Annotated in this window: 9 protein-coding genes; 3 read left to right on the top strand and 6 right to left on the bottom strand. The window is 70.5% G+C overall.

The genetic code is table 11. The features are described from left to right. Positions 1–13: 13 nt before the first annotated feature. Positions 14–976, bottom strand: a complete 963-nt coding sequence (locus WMF19_RS44430) for an STAS domain-containing protein (RefSeq protein ID WP_437895914.1) — start codon at positions 974–976, stop codon at positions 14–16. A gap of 730 nt (positions 977–1,706) precedes the next feature. On the opposite strand from WMF19_RS44430, the gene WMF19_RS44425 reads away from it, so the two are divergent. Then, a complete protein-coding gene (locus WMF19_RS44425; protein WP_437895913.1) occupies positions 1,707–3,227 on the top strand; it encodes a hypothetical protein in 1,521 nt (506 codons plus the stop codon). 44 nt (positions 3,228–3,271) lie between these two features. On the opposite strand, the gene WMF19_RS44420 is transcribed toward WMF19_RS44425, so the two are convergent. Further along, complete coding sequence (locus WMF19_RS44420; RefSeq protein ID WP_437895912.1) at positions 3,272–6,118, bottom strand: hypothetical protein; 2,847 nt, start codon at positions 6,116–6,118, stop codon at positions 3,272–3,274. Between the two features lie 255 nt (positions 6,119–6,373). Between WMF19_RS44420 and WMF19_RS44415 the strand changes: the two genes are divergently transcribed. After that, positions 6,374–7,336, top strand: a complete 963-nt coding sequence (locus WMF19_RS44415) for a PEGA domain-containing protein (RefSeq protein ID WP_437895911.1) — start codon at positions 6,374–6,376, stop codon at positions 7,334–7,336. A 328-nt stretch (positions 7,337–7,664) separates the two neighbouring features. Here the strand turns inward: WMF19_RS44415 and WMF19_RS44410 are convergent, their stop codons facing one another. The 3 genes from WMF19_RS44410 to rseP form a co-directional block, all read right to left on the bottom strand. Continuing rightward, the gene (locus WMF19_RS44410; RefSeq protein WP_437895910.1) at positions 7,665–9,206 is read right to left on the bottom strand and encodes a serine/threonine-protein kinase; all 1,542 of its coding nucleotides are present in this window, start codon (positions 9,204–9,206) and stop codon (positions 7,665–7,667) included. Positions 9,207–9,491: 285 nt separating this feature from the next. Next, positions 9,492–10,964: an RsmB/NOP family class I SAM-dependent RNA methyltransferase gene (locus WMF19_RS44405; protein WP_437895909.1), complete on the bottom strand. Its 1,473-nt coding sequence runs from the start codon at positions 10,962–10,964 to the stop codon at positions 9,492–9,494. Continuing rightward, positions 10,957–12,627, bottom strand: coding sequence for an RIP metalloprotease RseP (rseP, locus tag WMF19_RS44400; RefSeq protein WP_437325682.1), 1,671 nt, complete (start codon positions 12,625–12,627; stop codon positions 10,957–10,959). Before rseP ends, WMF19_RS44405 begins: the two co-directional genes overlap by 8 nt. Positions 12,628–13,034: 407 nt before the next feature. Between rseP and WMF19_RS44395 the strand changes: the two genes are divergently transcribed. Then, positions 13,035–13,367 (top strand): polyhydroxyalkanoic acid system family protein, encoded by a 333-nt coding sequence (locus WMF19_RS44395; protein WP_437325681.1) that lies wholly within the window; start codon positions 13,035–13,037, stop codon positions 13,365–13,367. Between the two features lie 182 nt (positions 13,368–13,549). Here the strand turns inward: WMF19_RS44395 and WMF19_RS44390 are convergent, their stop codons facing one another. Further along, entirely contained in the window at positions 13,550–14,530 is a 981-nt protein-coding gene (locus WMF19_RS44390; RefSeq protein WP_437895908.1) for a sigma-70 family RNA polymerase sigma factor, read from the bottom strand. Position 14,531: the final 1 nt, after the last annotated feature.

Genomic DNA, 14,531 nt, shown 5'->3' with positions numbered 1-14,531 from the left:
GTACAGCGGCAGATCACCGTCGCACGGCGGACCTCGCCGACACCGCTTCATCGCGCTGGAGCTGGGCGCTGGCGCTGCCCATGTTGCTCAGGCGGATGCACGTCTCCAGGCCATGCCGGAGGTTGCGGAGCGTGAGCAGCGGGCCGAGGTCCACTCGCAGCGACGCCAGCGTCTGAGCCACCGCAGGGCGGACCCCGGTCAGCAGGCAACGCGCGCCGAGCAGCTCCACCGCGTTCACGAGCCTGAGGAGCCGGTCGGCCGTCGAGGAGTCGACCATCTCCACGCCGGTGACGTCGATGATGACGAACCGACACGGCTTGCCGGCTACTTCTGCGAGCAACTGCTCCGTTATCTCTCCGCTCCGCCGCGAGTCGAGGATGCCGATGATCGGCAGCACGAGCACCTCGTTCCATATCTCCAGGATCGGGGTCGACAGCTCCTGGATCGTACGGTGCATCCTGTCGAGCGTCTCGTTTCGCTCGCGCGCGACGGAGAGCTGCTGCTCGAGCTCCTTCTCCCAGCTCTTGCGATCGCTGATGTCGCGAAACACCACGACCGCGCCCTGCAGAGAGCCGTCGCCCGCGTAAACCGGCCGCGCGCTCGCGACGATCGGCACCCCGTCGGGCCGCTTGGCATGGCGGATGAAAAGCTCCACGCCGAGGACGCTCTCGCCGCCCAGCGCCCGGACGAGCGGCAAGCGCTGAGATGGGAACAGCGTCTTCGTGTCGGGATAGTAAATGCCGTAATTCTCGCTCCACTCTTCCGGAGGGAGCTCCGGCGCACGGGCACCGATGAGGTCCTCTGCGACAGGGTTGAAGTACGTGAGCCTACCCTCGTTGTCAGCGACCACGACCGCATCGGCGATGTTGTCCAGGATGGCTTGCTGCGAGCGCGCCCGCGCCTCCCAGTCGACGTTCGTGGCGTCGAGCACAGCGGTCGAAGAGCGCTGGTGGTGTCCGTTCTTGTGCAGGTCCACGCCGCGCTGGACCGCCGGGACGGTCGGCTTTCGCGGGGCACGCGTCGGCTTGTGCCTGGTGGACTTCGACGAAGCGAGCGCGACTCCATTGTTCGACCTGGACGGTGGCATAGTTTAGCCCCCTGACTAACCATGTCATGCGTGATCCTTGCTTGATCATTCGCTTATACGAGATCATTTTGGTTGTAAATCGATGATTTCTCGATAGCCGCTGGTCGTCGCGTGGTGTCAGGCAACTGAACCTGCGTTCTGGACACACGGAGCAGATTCGACGCTTCCTTCCTCCAATGCAATGCGGGTCGCGGTCGCCGCGGGCGGGGGACACGCGAGTACGCCGTGCGCCCGGGGACCCTTCGCATTCAGCAGGATGAGCGCTGGACCCCCATGGGCGCAGCCACCCAGAAAGGCCCGCTGTCGCCGCCGCGGAGCGAGCGGCAGAACACGGCGCCGCAGCCTCCGGCGCGTGGTCGAAGTGGCACCGCCGGAGGCCTGCGTCCGCGCGCTGTCCTCGCGTGCTCCAGGCCTGCGCTCGCCATCCACGCCACGATTGCTGATCGGCGCCCGGACCCTTCTGACGAGCGCAGGTGGGTCATTTCTGGTGAGCGTCGAAGGATGCCGGAGCGGTAATGTTATCAACTGGGCGTAGTTGTGGGGGAACGTGGGATGCCCGGGTATTCATGATAGCTTTGGGTTCATGGTGGTGGCGGTCATCGGACGAAGCGGTAACGACATGCGTGGGCTCCGGCACCGGCGGGGGCCGTCCGCGAGCTGGCTCCTCGCGGTGGCGCTCGTGACGGTCGCGTGTGACGGGAGGGTGGTGGGGGGGATCGGCGACGACGAGAACGGTTCGGCATCGAGCGGCGGCGCGGGCGAGGGCAGCGCGCAGGGAAGCGCGGGCGTCGGTCACGCCGCGGGAACAGGCGGCTCCAGCGATGCGGTGGGCTCGACCGGCGCCACGGGCGGTGCGGAGGGCTCCAGTACCTCGGGGGGCCAGGGGGCGGGAGGTGATGGCCCAGGCGGCGGTTTTCCTTCAGAGGACGGGCCCGGTTACAGCGTCGTGTTCCCCGGAGAGGGCGTCAACGACAGCCTCTATGCGGCGGCGCTCGACGCACAGGGGCGGCTCGTTGTCGGCGGCGGCGCGGATGGCACCCTCTCGTTGAATGGCGAAGACCACGCCGGCGCCGTGCTGCTCTGGCTCTCGCCGGCCGGCGAGCTCGTGCAGGCCAGGAGCTTCGGCAGCGCCGCTTACGATACGCAGGTGAACGGGATTGCTCCGCTCGCCGACGGGTCGATCATCGCGGTCGGCACGTACCGCACCACGGTCGCCATCCGCGACGAGATCTGGGTCCCCACGGACGAGAACTGGGGCCCCGACATGATCGTGATGAAGGTCGCGGCGGACGGCGAGGTGATCTGGGCGCGGCACTTCGGCGGTATGGGGTACGACGTGGCGGAGAGCGCGGCCGTGGCGCCGAACGGCAACGTGTACGTCTCGGGTTACGTCAGCGGTGAGATCGACTTCGGAGGCGGCGTCCACGAGGCCGGTGGGGAGACGGCCTTCTTGCTGACGCTCGACGCCGATGGCGGTTATGTCACCAGTCAGGTGCTTCACCCGAGAGGTGATCTCGACACGTGGCCCATGACGAACGCGACCGGAATGGCGCTCGGCAGCGACGGGAACGTCTGGCTCACGGGATACGCCACGCAGTCGTTCGGCTACGGCTCGTACTTGACGCAGGTCTCACCGACTGGACAGATCTTGACCCGAAGACCTTTCGGCGTTGATGGCTACACGCTGGCAAACGACATGAGCGGCGCGCGGGGCGGCGGCGCCCTGATCGTCGGTTACATGAACGGGACGGCTGATTTCGGCGGAGGCTCACGGAACACGGGCGGCTCCACGAAGCTCTTCGCGGCGCGCTTCGGCCCCGGCGGCGAGCCGCTGTGGAGCTCCCTCTTCGGCGACGAGGCCGACTACTTCACACGAGCCTCCGCCTTCGCGGCAGACGGCAGCGTGTTCATCACGGGCGGCGCTTACGGCGCTGAGGAGAGCCCGATGCTCGTCCGCCTCGCCGCCGACGGCACGCCGGGCGAACCGGAGGTCTTCGACGCTCCCGGACGCTTCTTCGCCGTCTGCACGGGAGGAGAACACTCCGTCTACCTCGCCGGCCAGCTCGACGGTCCGGGCGACTTCGGCTTCGGACCCGTCGGCGGGCAGCGCGAGCTCGTCGTTGTGCGGCTGGTCAGGTAGCCGGCGCCCGCGAATCGAGGGAGGAGCGTGGCGCCTCGAGGCGCTCAGCCGCCGCTGGCGCGCCGCACGGCGACGCCGACGCCGGCGGTGCTGTAGCAGCCGCTCACCGTCCAGGAGATGGTGGTGTTGGAGTTGGCCACGAGATAGCCGGCCAGCGCGACCATGGTCGTCGGATCGGTCAGGCGCCGGTTCATGGTGGAGGTCGCCGCGGTGGGGCTGATGGTGGCGCCGGTGTTGCCGTTGCGCGCCGCCATCACCGTGTACACGAACGAGCCGCTCGCGCTGAAGTTGGTGGTCACCCCTCGGGGCACGGCGCTGGCGCCGCAGTCCGTCGTGTTGGTGTGGATGCCGGTCGTGGTGGCGCTCGCGAACGGGTTCGACTGGTGCACGGCCTTCAGCTCCACCACGTTGGCGAAGTACACGCCCCAGGTGTTCGAGCTCGCCATCTGCACCACCACGGGCTTGTTGCCGGTGGCGGCCGGAAGCTGGCTGTCCAGGAGGTAGTAGATGTGCGCGGCGGAGTTGTTGTCGGCCTGCCGCGTGTTGAAGAGCGTCATCGGCGTGCCGTCGTAGGTGACGCTCACCGGCACGAGCGAGTTCTCGGAGGCGACGATCCCGACAAGGACCATGCGATCGTTGTCCCGCGGTGTCTGCAGGGCGTGGCTCACGTTGATGATGGGCGCCGAATTCCCGATGGTGCTCAGGGTGCCGGTCGTGCCCGAGTTGACGACGACGATGTCCGGCGAGACGACGCAGTTGCCGTTCGAGCAGATGGACCTCGTCCCCGAGCACACGTGGCCGCAGTCGCCGCAGTTGCTGGCGGTGCCGAGCTGGGTCGTGCAGCCCTCGCGGGGGTCGCCGCAAGCCTTCCAGCCCGGGTCGCAGGTGGGCACGCAGGTGCCGGCCGTGCAGGCGGTGGCGCTCGCGTGCGCCTGGAGGCACTGGGTGTTGCAGGCGCCGCAGGCGTTGACGTCGCCGGAGACGTCCTTCTCGCAGCCGTTCATGCCGTTGCCGTCGCAGCTGCGCCACAGGCCGCTGCACACCGGGGTGCAGCCCGACGAGCTGCATTGATTGCTGGTGACGTGGGCGCTGGCCCCGCTCTGGCACACGAGGTTGCAGCCGAGGCAGTTGTTCTCGTCGTCCCACAGGTCGATGTTGCAGCCGTTCCTCGGCACCCCGCAGTCGTCGTACTGCGCGGTCGTGCACACCGGGTTGCAGGTGCCGTCGAGGCACTGGTTGCTGGTCGTGTGGATGGTGTTGCACTGGGTGCCGCAGGTGCCGCAGTTCCCCTCGTCGGTCTTGACGTTGGCCTCGCAGCCGTCGGTCAGCGAGCTGTTGCAGTTGGCGTAGTCCGCCTTGCAGCCGGCGAAGGTGCAGGTGCCGCCCTGGCAGGTCGCGGTGGCGTTCGCGTAGATGGTGTTGCAGTTGACGCCGCCGGCGGCCGCGCAGGCGCCGCAGTGGGTCTGGTTGACGTTGATGTTCGTCTCGCAGCCGTTGTCCGGATTGCCGTCGCAGTCGCCCATCCCGCTGTTGCAGGTCTTCACCTGGCAGTCGCCGCCATCGCACTTCGGGGTGCCGCCGGCGATGGTGCAGGTCTCGCCGCAGCCGCCGCAGTGGCTGAGGCTCGTCGCCGTGCTGGTCTCGCAGCCGTCGGCGTAGCCGCCGCCGCAGTCGGCGAAGCCCGGCGCGCAGCTGCCGATGGCGCAGCCGGTCGCCGTGCATTTGCCGGTGCCGTTGGCGACCGTGCACAGGCCGCCGCACGTGACGCAGTTCTCCGGATCGGCGGTGAGATCCACCTCGCAGCCGTCTTCGGGGTCGCCGTTGCAGTCGCCCCTGCCGGCCGGGCAAATCGTCTCGCCGCACACGCCGTCGCGGCACCAGGGCCTGCCGCCCGCCGTGGGCTCGCACTCGACGCCGCACCCGCCGCAGTTCAACACGTCGCGGTTGATCGCCCTCTCGCAGCCGTCGGCGATCTGGCCGTTGCAGTTGGTGAAGCCCTTGTCGCACTCGATCTTGCACTCCGACGCCTCGCAATAGGCGTCGCCGTTCACGGCCGGGCACAGCTCCTCGCACCCGCCGCAGTGGCTCGAGTCGGTCGCGGTGTTCACCTCGCAGCCGTTCTCGGGATCGCCGTCGCAGTCGGCGTAAGGCGCTTCGCACGCCTTGATCTTGCAGGCGCCGCCCTGGCACTCGGCCGTCGCGTGCGGCAGCGCGCACTTCTGGCCGCAGCTGCCGCAGTTGTCCGCGTCGATGCGGATGTTGACCTCGCAGTCCCCCTTGGCCAGGCGATCGCAGTTGGCGTGGCCATCCGGGCAGGTGGGGCCGCAGACCCCGTCGATGCAATCGTCGCTGAGGCAGTCCACGCTCGAGCGGCAGATCTTGCCGTCCTGGCAGCCCCCGCAGTCGGCGCCGCAGTCCACGTCGCTCTCGGTGCCGTTGGGCACCCCGTCGGTGCACGTCGGCGCGACGCATTGGCCGTCCTGGCACACGCCGCTCTCGCAGTCGCCGGCCCGGTTGCATTTCTGGCCGGTCGCGCACTTCCTGTCGCAGCTGCCGCCGCAATCGACGTCCGACTCCGAGCCGTCGCGGGCGTCGTTCATGCAGCCCGCTTCCTGGCAGACGCCGTCGATGCACTCGCCCTCGGCGCAGTCGCGGCTCGCGGCGCAGCCGGAGCCGAGCGGGCATGGATCGCACTCGCCGCCGCAGTTCAGGCCCGTCTCGCCGTCGGACTGCGCGTCGTCCGTGCAGTGCGCCGGCGGGCCGGATACCGACGCGAACTCGAAGTCCGGCACGCTGCACGAAGCGGCGGCGGCGAAGATCCCCGCCGTCAGCGCGGCGGCCGAGAACGCGCGGAGCAGCGCGAAGCGACGCAGAAAGCTAGGGGTCGACATCGAACGACAAAAGTATCATTCGCTGGCGGATTTCGCGGCCACAAATCGAGGAGGCTGCGTCAGGATCCGCGCGCGGAGCTCCGCCAGCACGCGCACACCTCCAGTCACGACGCGATGCGGCGTCGCGCGGCGAAGGCCGCGCCGCCACGTTGACGCGTGCGGTGAAGGCCGCGTCGCCACGTTGACGCGCGTGGCGAAGGCCGCGCCGCCACGTTGACAGGAGCGGAGGCGTCAAGTCACCATGGCGAGCGCCGCATGAGGAATTTCCCGCGAATTTTCCGCGTCGCAGCTGTGCTGCTGCTGCTGCTCGAGGCGCCCGCGCTCGCGCAGGACACCGACGAGCTCAAGCAAGCCCGCGCGCAGTTTCAGCAGGCGACGGAGCTCGAGCAGGCAGGCAACTGGGCCGCGGCCCTGCAGCGGTTTCGAGAGGTCGGCCAGGTGCGGATGACGCCGCAGGTTCGCTTCCACATCGCCGTGTGCGAGGAGAATCTGGGGCGGCTCGTGGCCGCGCTCGGTGGCTACGAGCTGGCGCTCGCCGAGGCCGACGCCGTCGGGCCCGAGTTTCGGGCCGAGGTCGATCAGTCGATCGGCCGGCTGCGCGCCCGGATCCCGAAGCTCGTCATCGTGCGCGGCAAGGGGGCGGCCTCCGCGGCCATTGCGCTCGATGGCATCGCCCTCGGCGGGACGTCCATCGGCGTCGAGGTGCCGCTCGATCCCGGGCCTCACGCGCTCACCGCCAAGGCTCCCAACTACAAGCCGTTTCAACAAACGGTGGAGCTCAAAGAGGAGGGGGTGACGCGCGTCGAGGTGACGCTCGAAGCATTGCCGCAAGAGCTGCTGATCCAGGCGGGCGCCTTGCGGGAGAGGCCGCCGTCCAAGGTGGTGCCGTACGTCATCGGGGGCGTCGGCGCCGCGAGCCTGATCGGCTCCGGGGTGCTGTTCGGGCTCCGCCAGGCAGCGCTCAAGGATCTGGAAGACGCCTGCGGCGCGGAAGGCAAATCGTGCCCGCCCTCCATGCAGTCGCGCTACGACGACCTCAAATTCTATCATTACGGCGCGCAGGTGGCGCTCGGCGTCGGCGTCGTCGCGGTCGGCACGGCGACCGCGATCTTGCTCCTTCAGAGCAGGAAGCCAAAAGAGCCCGAGAAGACCTCGCTCCAGCTCGTGCCCGTCGCGGGCGGATCCGAGATTGGCGCGAGTCTCTCAGGAACGTTCTGAGGGAGTCGAACTCGCCTAGAGCGGGGTGCATCTTCGTGCGCTACGGGCTCAGCCGCTAGGCAGGCGAGTGAGGCGTACGAAAGTACGCCGCAGCGAGCCGAACGACGCGGATGAGCCCGTAGCGCACGAAGATGCGCCCCGCTCTAGTACTACAGTTGCACATGCTCCGGGCCGGACGACTCGTCAATGCGGTTCCAATGCGGTTCCGCGCAAACCTGGTGCGAGCTGCAGAGCCCGGGTGCCCACCGTCCCGCCGAGCCCGACGTCGAGCATCCCGAGGCTTAGATGGTTGCGCCAGTTCGCCAGGCAGCAAACTGCAACTGTAGTACTAGAACCCCGGATCGTGCTTCCACGACTTCGGCGGCGTGGGGGTTGGCGTTGGGCTCGGCGATTTGGTCTGCTCGGCGGGCTTGTTCTGACGGCGGGGCGCCGTGCGCGCGGGTGACGCCGGGAGCGGCGCCGGCGTCGGCGCTGCGCTGGCCGAGACGGGGGCAGAAGGCTCGCTCGGGGGCGCGTCGAGCTCGGTCGCAGGGGGCGCCTCCGCCTTGGGAGGCGCGGGCGCCGGGGCGGCGGACGCCGGGGCGGCAGGCGCGGCGCCGGAAGGAAGCGGGGCTGGTGCGTCGCCGCTCCGGAGCAGCACGGCGAGCACGCCGGCGGCGAGGAGACCAAGGATCACGACGGCGGGCAGCGCGCGGCTCCTGGAGCGCGCGAACGGCGGGATCTCGTCGTCGAGCGTGATCTTTCCTGCCACGCCCGGGGCTGCGCCGCGGAGGTTGACGGTCCTGAAGGCGCTCACCGACGACGGGCTCCGGCCGGTCACGTCGGAGACACCGGAGTTGTTGCTCAGCTGATTGCGGTCGGCGCGCTCCAGCGCTTCGGTGAGGGCCGCGCGCGTCTGCTCCTGCTGGTCCTCGAACAGCTCGCGGACGAAATTGGCGACGTCCTCGTCGGTGGCTCGCTGGCTCGGCGGCAGCGCCTTGTCGAGCGCTCGCATCAGCTCGTTGGCCGTGGCGTAGCGCTCGTCGCGCTCCTTTTCGAGCGCGCGCATCAGCACGGCCTCGAGCGACGCCGGGTAGTCGGCCTGGAACTCGTGCGGCGCCTCCACCGGGTCCGTCGACGAGATGGCGAACAGCGTCGCGCCCTCGGATTCCCTGCGGAACGGGTGTTTGCCGGTGGTGAGCGTGTAGAGCACGATGCCCATCGCGAACACGTCGACGCGCCGGTCGATCGCGTCGCCGCGCACCTGCTCCGGCGCCATGTAGCTCACCTTGCCCTTGAGCTGGCCGGCCTGCGTCGTGCTGTCGTTGAGCGCCGTGGCCTTGGCCACGCCGAAGTCCACCACCTTGGCCAGGCCGTTGTACGTGACCAGGATGTTCTGCGGGGAGATGTCGCGGTGCACAAGGCCGACGAGCTTGCCGCTCTTGTCCTTGAGCTCGTGCGCGGCGTGCAGGCCGGCGCAGGCCTGCGCCACGATGCGCACCGCGATCGGGATCGGCATGCCGTTCTGCCGCTTCGCGACCTTCATCACCTGGTTGAGCGGAATGCCGTCGATCCACTCCATCGCCAGGAACAGCACGCCGTCCTGCTCGCCGAGGTCGAGGATCTCGACGGCGTTCGGGTGCCGGATCTGCGACGCGAGCGACGCCTCCGAGAGGAACATGCGCTCGAACTGGTCGTCCTCGGACAGCGTCGGCAGCATCGTCTTTACTGCGACGATCTTCTGGAAGCCGCGCGTTCCCTTCAGCCGCGCTGCCCACACCATGGCCATGCCGCCTGCCGCGATCGGCAGCAGCAGCTCGTAACGACCCAACACGGACCCGGGCCCGAGCTCGGCCGGGGTGTTGGGCAGGAGGTTCGGCGCAGGATTCACGCTACTCAGAAGGTTTGTTAAGTTCCCTGACCGTACGAGTGTGCGGCGACGCGAAGCGAGTGCCTAGCGATAAGAAACACCGCGGAGACAAATTGCGGCTATCGCACCAATAACCCCACCTCCTTACATTCGCCGACAGCTGGCGGCGGCGCTTCGCGGATGGGCAGCTGCCGCCAAAACGCCGTTAGCAAGTCCAAACGCTGTCCGGAAGTCAAGCTGCTCTTATCCGCCTACCATCGTACAAGGACGGCGGACGGGCGCGTCGTCACGCGCCATCACCCGTCGTCACCGCCGCACGACGAACATCGCGGCGAAATACCCGTCTGTGCCGTGCACGTGCGGCAGCAGCCGGAACGCGTCGCCGCCGCCCGCGAGCTCCCGCGCGAGCTCCGCGTCGAACGGCGCCGGCTCCAGCCGGACGCCGAGGCCGTCGTCCGCCGTGGCCGCGAGCCGCGCCGCCACGGCCTCGCACTCCTCGCGCAGCACGCTGCACACAGCGAACACGAGCCGGCCGCCGTCCCGGGCGCGGGTCGCGGCGCGGCGCGCGATCGCGACCTGGAGGTCGGCCAGGCGCGGGAGATCGTCCGCCTCGCGCCGGAGCGAGATCTCCGGGCGCCGCCGCAGCGTGCCCACCCCGGAGCATGGGGCGTCGACGAGCACCCGGTCGTAGCCCTCGGGGACGTCGCCCGCGCCCACCGTCCAGTCGACGGCGTAGGTCTCGCGCACGGAGGCCGCAGCCCGCCCGAGCGCGCCGCCCTGCGCATCGCCGGCCTCCGCGCCTGCGCCCTCTGCGCTCACGGGAGGCGCGCCCAGCGCCGCGCGGAGCTGCGAGAGCTTCGCAGGGTACAGATCCGCCGCGTCCACCGCGCCGCCGGGCAGCACCGCGCGCGACAGGAGCCACGACTTGTTGCCCCGGCCGGAGCAGGCGTCGAGCACGGCCTCGCCGGGTCGCGCGCCGAGCGCGAAGGCGAGCGCCTGCGCCCCCTCTTCCTGGCCGATCCACGCGGCGCCGAAGCCCGGGAGCCGCCGGAGATCGCCCGCGCCCCGCGCGACGATCGCGGCCGGCGAGACGCGCCCCGCCTCGAACGTCGCTGCGGGCGCGGCGGCCCGCAGCGCCTCGATCCACGCGCCGCGGTCCTCGCCGGGGGCGAGGCAGAGGCCGGTCGGCGGCGGCACCGGGCCGGCCGACAGGAACGCCTCGGCCGCGGCCCGGCCGAGCGAGCGCCGCAGGGCGCCCCGCAGCCACCCCGGCGCGGAGGCGACCACCGCGCTCGCGAGCGGCGGGCGACCGCCGGACTCCACGGCCGCCGCGAGCCGGCGCAGCACGGCGTTCGCGAACGCGCCGACCCGCGGCCCGCCGGCCGCCTGGGCGCCGTCCACCGCCTCCGAGACCGCGGCGAACGAGGGGACGCGATCGAGGAAGCAGAGCGAGTACGCCCCCATCAGCACGTGGGCGCGCACCAGCGGGTCGGTCGTCCAGCGGCTCTTCGCGGCGAACTCGGCGATGCGCGCCTCGAGCGCCGCCTGCGCGCGCAGGACGCCGTAGACGAGCTCCGTCGCGAGGCCGACGTCCCGCGGGTCCAGCGCCTGCGCGCGGCGCAGCTCGGCGTCGAGGGCCGCCGAGGCGAAGGCCTCCGAGCCCCACACCCGCGCGAGCACGCGCGCCGCGACAGCGCGCGGCCCGCTCTCGATCGGGTGCGGCGGGCGCGCCGCGCCGCGGCCCCCGTCGCGCCCGTCACCTTGGCCCCGGTCAGCCAACGAGCTCCTTGAATTGCCCCTGGATCACGTCCCAGCGGCGCTCGACATCGTTCTTGAAGGCGATGCCCATCAGGCCGATGAGCACCACGAGCCCGACCAGGCTCGCGATCTCGCGGACGCGCAGCGGCAGCGGGCGCCGCAGCACGGCCTCGAACGTGAAGAACAGGAGGTGGCCGCCGTCGAGCACCGGGATGGGCAGCAGGTTGATGAGCCCGAGGTTGATCGAGATGACCGCCATCGCCCAGACGAAGTAGCTGACCCCCTTCGCGCCCTCCTCGCCGATCACGTCGTACACCGTGATCGGGCCGCCCAGCGTGGAGATGCTGACCTTGCCCTCCATGATGCGGACGATCCCGACCACGATGAACCGGATGACGTCGTACGTCTCGTCGACCGCGCTCTCCAGGGCGAACTGGAAGGCCGACGGGCTGTCGACGAACGGCTCGGCCACCATCGGCGACCAGTTCGACGCGCGCAGGTAGAAGCGCGGGCGGTGCTGGCCGTACTCGTCGATCCAGTCCTCGCGGCGGAGCTCGATGGTGCCGCTCTTGCGCTGGCCCGAGCGCTGCCACGTGATGACGTGCGATCTATCCGGGGCCGCGAAGAGCCGCTCGACGAACGTCGACCAGGCGGTGACCTCGACGCCGTCGACCTCCGTGATGCGATCGCCCGGCCGGAGCTCGGCGTCCCACTCGGCCGAGCCCTCGGGGACCTCGGCGACGTAGAGGTCGGCCGGCTCGATGCCGGTCCGCGCGAGCAGGTCGCCGTGGCCGCTCTCCGGCGTCAGCGCGGCGACGCCCGACTCGTAGACGGCGAGCTCGGCCAGGCCGCCGAGCGCGCGCGGGACAGTGACCGGCCGCAGGTACGTGACCGGCACCGTGGCGCCGCGGCTCTCCTCGAGCGCGAGCTCCAGGTCGGCGAACGTCTTCACGGGCGTGCCGCGCACCTCCGTCACGACGTCGAACGTGCGCAGCCCGGCCCGGAACGCGGGCGAGTCGGGCCGCGAGACGCCCACCACGGCGGCGGGGCGGCTCGGCCGGACGCCGATCTCGCCCACCCGGTCCACGATCTCGAGCGGCTTCTGGACGACCTTCTCCTCGGGGACGACCGTGACCTCGACGTGCTCCTTGTTGCGGAAGACCTTGAGCCGGAGCTCCTGGTTGGGGCTCTTCGTCACGATCCGGTGCAGCTCGGCGAAGGTGCTGACGCGCTCGCCGTCCACCTCGAGGATGCGATCGCCCGGGATCAGCCGGCCCTCGGCCGGGTGCCCCGGCAGGACCACGCCGACCGTCGGCGGGACGAAGCGGGTCTCCCCGATGAAGACGGCGAAGTAGAGCAGCACCGGGAAGAGCACGTTCATCGCCGGGCCGGCCATGACGATGATCACGCGCTTCCAGAGCGCCTGGGACTCGAAGGTGCGCTTGCGATCCTCGGGGAGCACGGCCTCCTGCCGGTTCTCCTCGAGCATCTTCACGAAGCCGCCGAGGGGCAGGAGGGCGACGCAGTACTCCGTCTCCCGGCCCCGCAGGCGCAGCACCCGGGGGCCGAAGCCGATCGAGAAGGTGAGGACCTTCACGCCGAAGATCTTCGCGCACACGAAGTGGCCGAGCTCGTGCACGAAGATGAGCACGGAGCAGAGCAGCGCGAAATACAGGAGGTCCACGGCGGCGGTTGTCTTTACGCGAGGCCGGGCTCGGTGACCACTGGCCACTGAGGGGGCGCAGGGCCGCGGCGCCCCCGCGCGAAGGGCGGCCTCCGGCGCAGGCCTCCGGCGCAGGCACGCCGTCCGGTCCGTGGAAAGGCGCCCTCCGGCGTGAGGTGCCTTCACGGCGATGGCCCGGGTCGGCCGCCCACGAACACCCGCAGTCCCGCCGCGTGGCGAAATGTCACAGAGCGCGGGCGAGCGATGCGCGGTGCTGACGAGCGCCGGAGGGCCGCGTGCCCCGCGCATCCGTGATATCTCACCGATGGAACTCGGCCGGGCGCCGCGCCCGCGAGCGACGCCTCACGGCGGACGGTCCCCTGGCCGATTCTCGCGATGTGCCCTGATACGAACTGCGAGGTCCCATCATGAAGCACACGATTGAGCACGACCTGAGCGACAGCGAGGCAAAGCTGGCCACCGAACGAGCGATCGCGCAGTACCGAGAGCGGTACGCCGAGTACGAGCCTTTCCTCGTGTGGCGCGATCCGCGGCGCGCCGAGCTCGGTTTCTCGGTGAAGGGCGTCAAGCTCAAAGGCAGCATGGAGCTCCGCCCCGGCGCCGTGGACGTGGATCTCGACGTGCCTCTCCTGATGCGCCCCTTCAAGGGGGTGGCGATCGCCGCCATCGACAAGGAGGTTCGTCACTTCATCGAAGAGGCGCACCGCGAACGGGCCCAGGGAGGCGGCAAAGCCCCCTGAGCGAGCGGGCTGTTCCGCTATGGACATGAGCGCCAGACGGCGCTATGTTGCTCCGACAGTATCTACTTCGCCGGCCGAAGTACGCCCCGCGACACGACTCACTCCAGTGCTCGGCCGGCAGGGGGCTGTCTCCTCGCTGCTCACCCTGCCGGCCTCGTCGTTGCGCTCCCCCGTCGTCGCATTCACGGAGCGAGCGCCTTCACGGCCGTCAGCTTGTGCGAGGCCAGCACGGTGTGGATCGCCGTGATGAGGCCGCTCGCGTCGATCTCGCAGCGCATGACGAACCGGGGCGCCAGCCTCTCCACGGTGCTCCCGCGCTCGATGACGACCGCAGGGAGGCCGTTGATGAGGCGCAGCTCGTGGCGGAGCGCTCCGGGGCCGTCGATCCTCAGCAGGCCGATGTAGAACCGCGCGACCCGGTTCGGGCCGACGACGATCCGGCGCGCCGCCTTGAACTCGCCGTTCGCGTCGTTGATGACGCGGACGCCCTCGCTCAGGAGCGCCTCGATCGCGGCGACGTCCTGCGTCGCCAGGGTCTGCAGGAAGCGCACGAGCGCAGCGCCCGACCGCTCGACGAGCTCGGGCGAGGGGCGGCAGCGGTCGCGCTCGTACGGCTCGAGGGCGCGGCGGGCGCGGTGGTGCGTCGTCTTCACGCTGGCCTCCGACAGGTCGAGCGCGGCGGCGGTCTCCTGCACCGAGTAGTCGAAGACGTCGCGGAGCAGGAGCACCGCGCGCTGCTGCGGGGTCAGCGCCTCGAGGGCGATCAGGAAGGCGAAGGACGCGCTCTCGAGGAGGTCGTAGCGGCCCTCGGTGCCGTCCTTGCCGGGGATCTCGAACGACGGGGGCTCGGGCTCCGCCTCGATCGGGGAGGGGAGCCACGGTCCGTCGTAGGCGAGGCGCTTGCGGCGCCGGAGGGCGTCGCGGCCGAGGTTGAGCGCGACGCGCGCGAGCCAGGGGCGGACGGGCTCTCCGGTGCGCGCGGGCGGGCGCTCCAGCGCGCGGACGAACGTCTCCTGCACGATGTCGTCCGCGTCCGCGGCGCTGCCGGTGAGCCGGTAGGAGAGGGCCCAGAGGAAGCGCTCGTGCTCGCGGTAGCTCGCGGCGACGAAGCCGGGGGCGGCGAGCCCCGCGCTCGGGGCAGGAGAGGCCGTGGAGCTGCTCATG

The organism is Sorangium sp. So ce124 (assembly GCF_051525235.1).
GTDB lineage: Bacteria > Myxococcota_A > Polyangia > Polyangiales > Polyangiaceae > Sorangium > Sorangium atrum.
The sequence above is the reverse complement of the archived record's forward strand: the minus strand, read 5'-3'. Positions and strand labels throughout refer to the sequence as shown.

Excerpts from the sequence above, each read along its gene's own strand:
- WMF19_RS44395 (WP_437325681.1), top strand. The coding sequence starts at position 13,035 with ATGAAGCACACGATTGAGCACGACCTGAGCGACAGCGAGGCAAAGCTG.
- WMF19_RS44415 (WP_437895911.1), top strand. The coding sequence starts at position 6,374 with ATGAGGAATTTCCCGCGAATTTTCCGCGTCGCAGCTGTGCTGCTGCTG.
- WMF19_RS44390 (WP_437895908.1), bottom strand. The coding sequence starts at position 14,530 with ATGAGCAGCTCCACGGCCTCTCCTGCCCCGAGCGCGGGGCTCGCCGCC.
- WMF19_RS44425 (WP_437895913.1), top strand. The coding sequence starts at position 1,707 with ATGCGTGGGCTCCGGCACCGGCGGGGGCCGTCCGCGAGCTGGCTCCTC.
- WMF19_RS44420 (WP_437895912.1), bottom strand. The coding sequence starts at position 6,118 with ATGTCGACCCCTAGCTTTCTGCGTCGCTTCGCGCTGCTCCGCGCGTTC.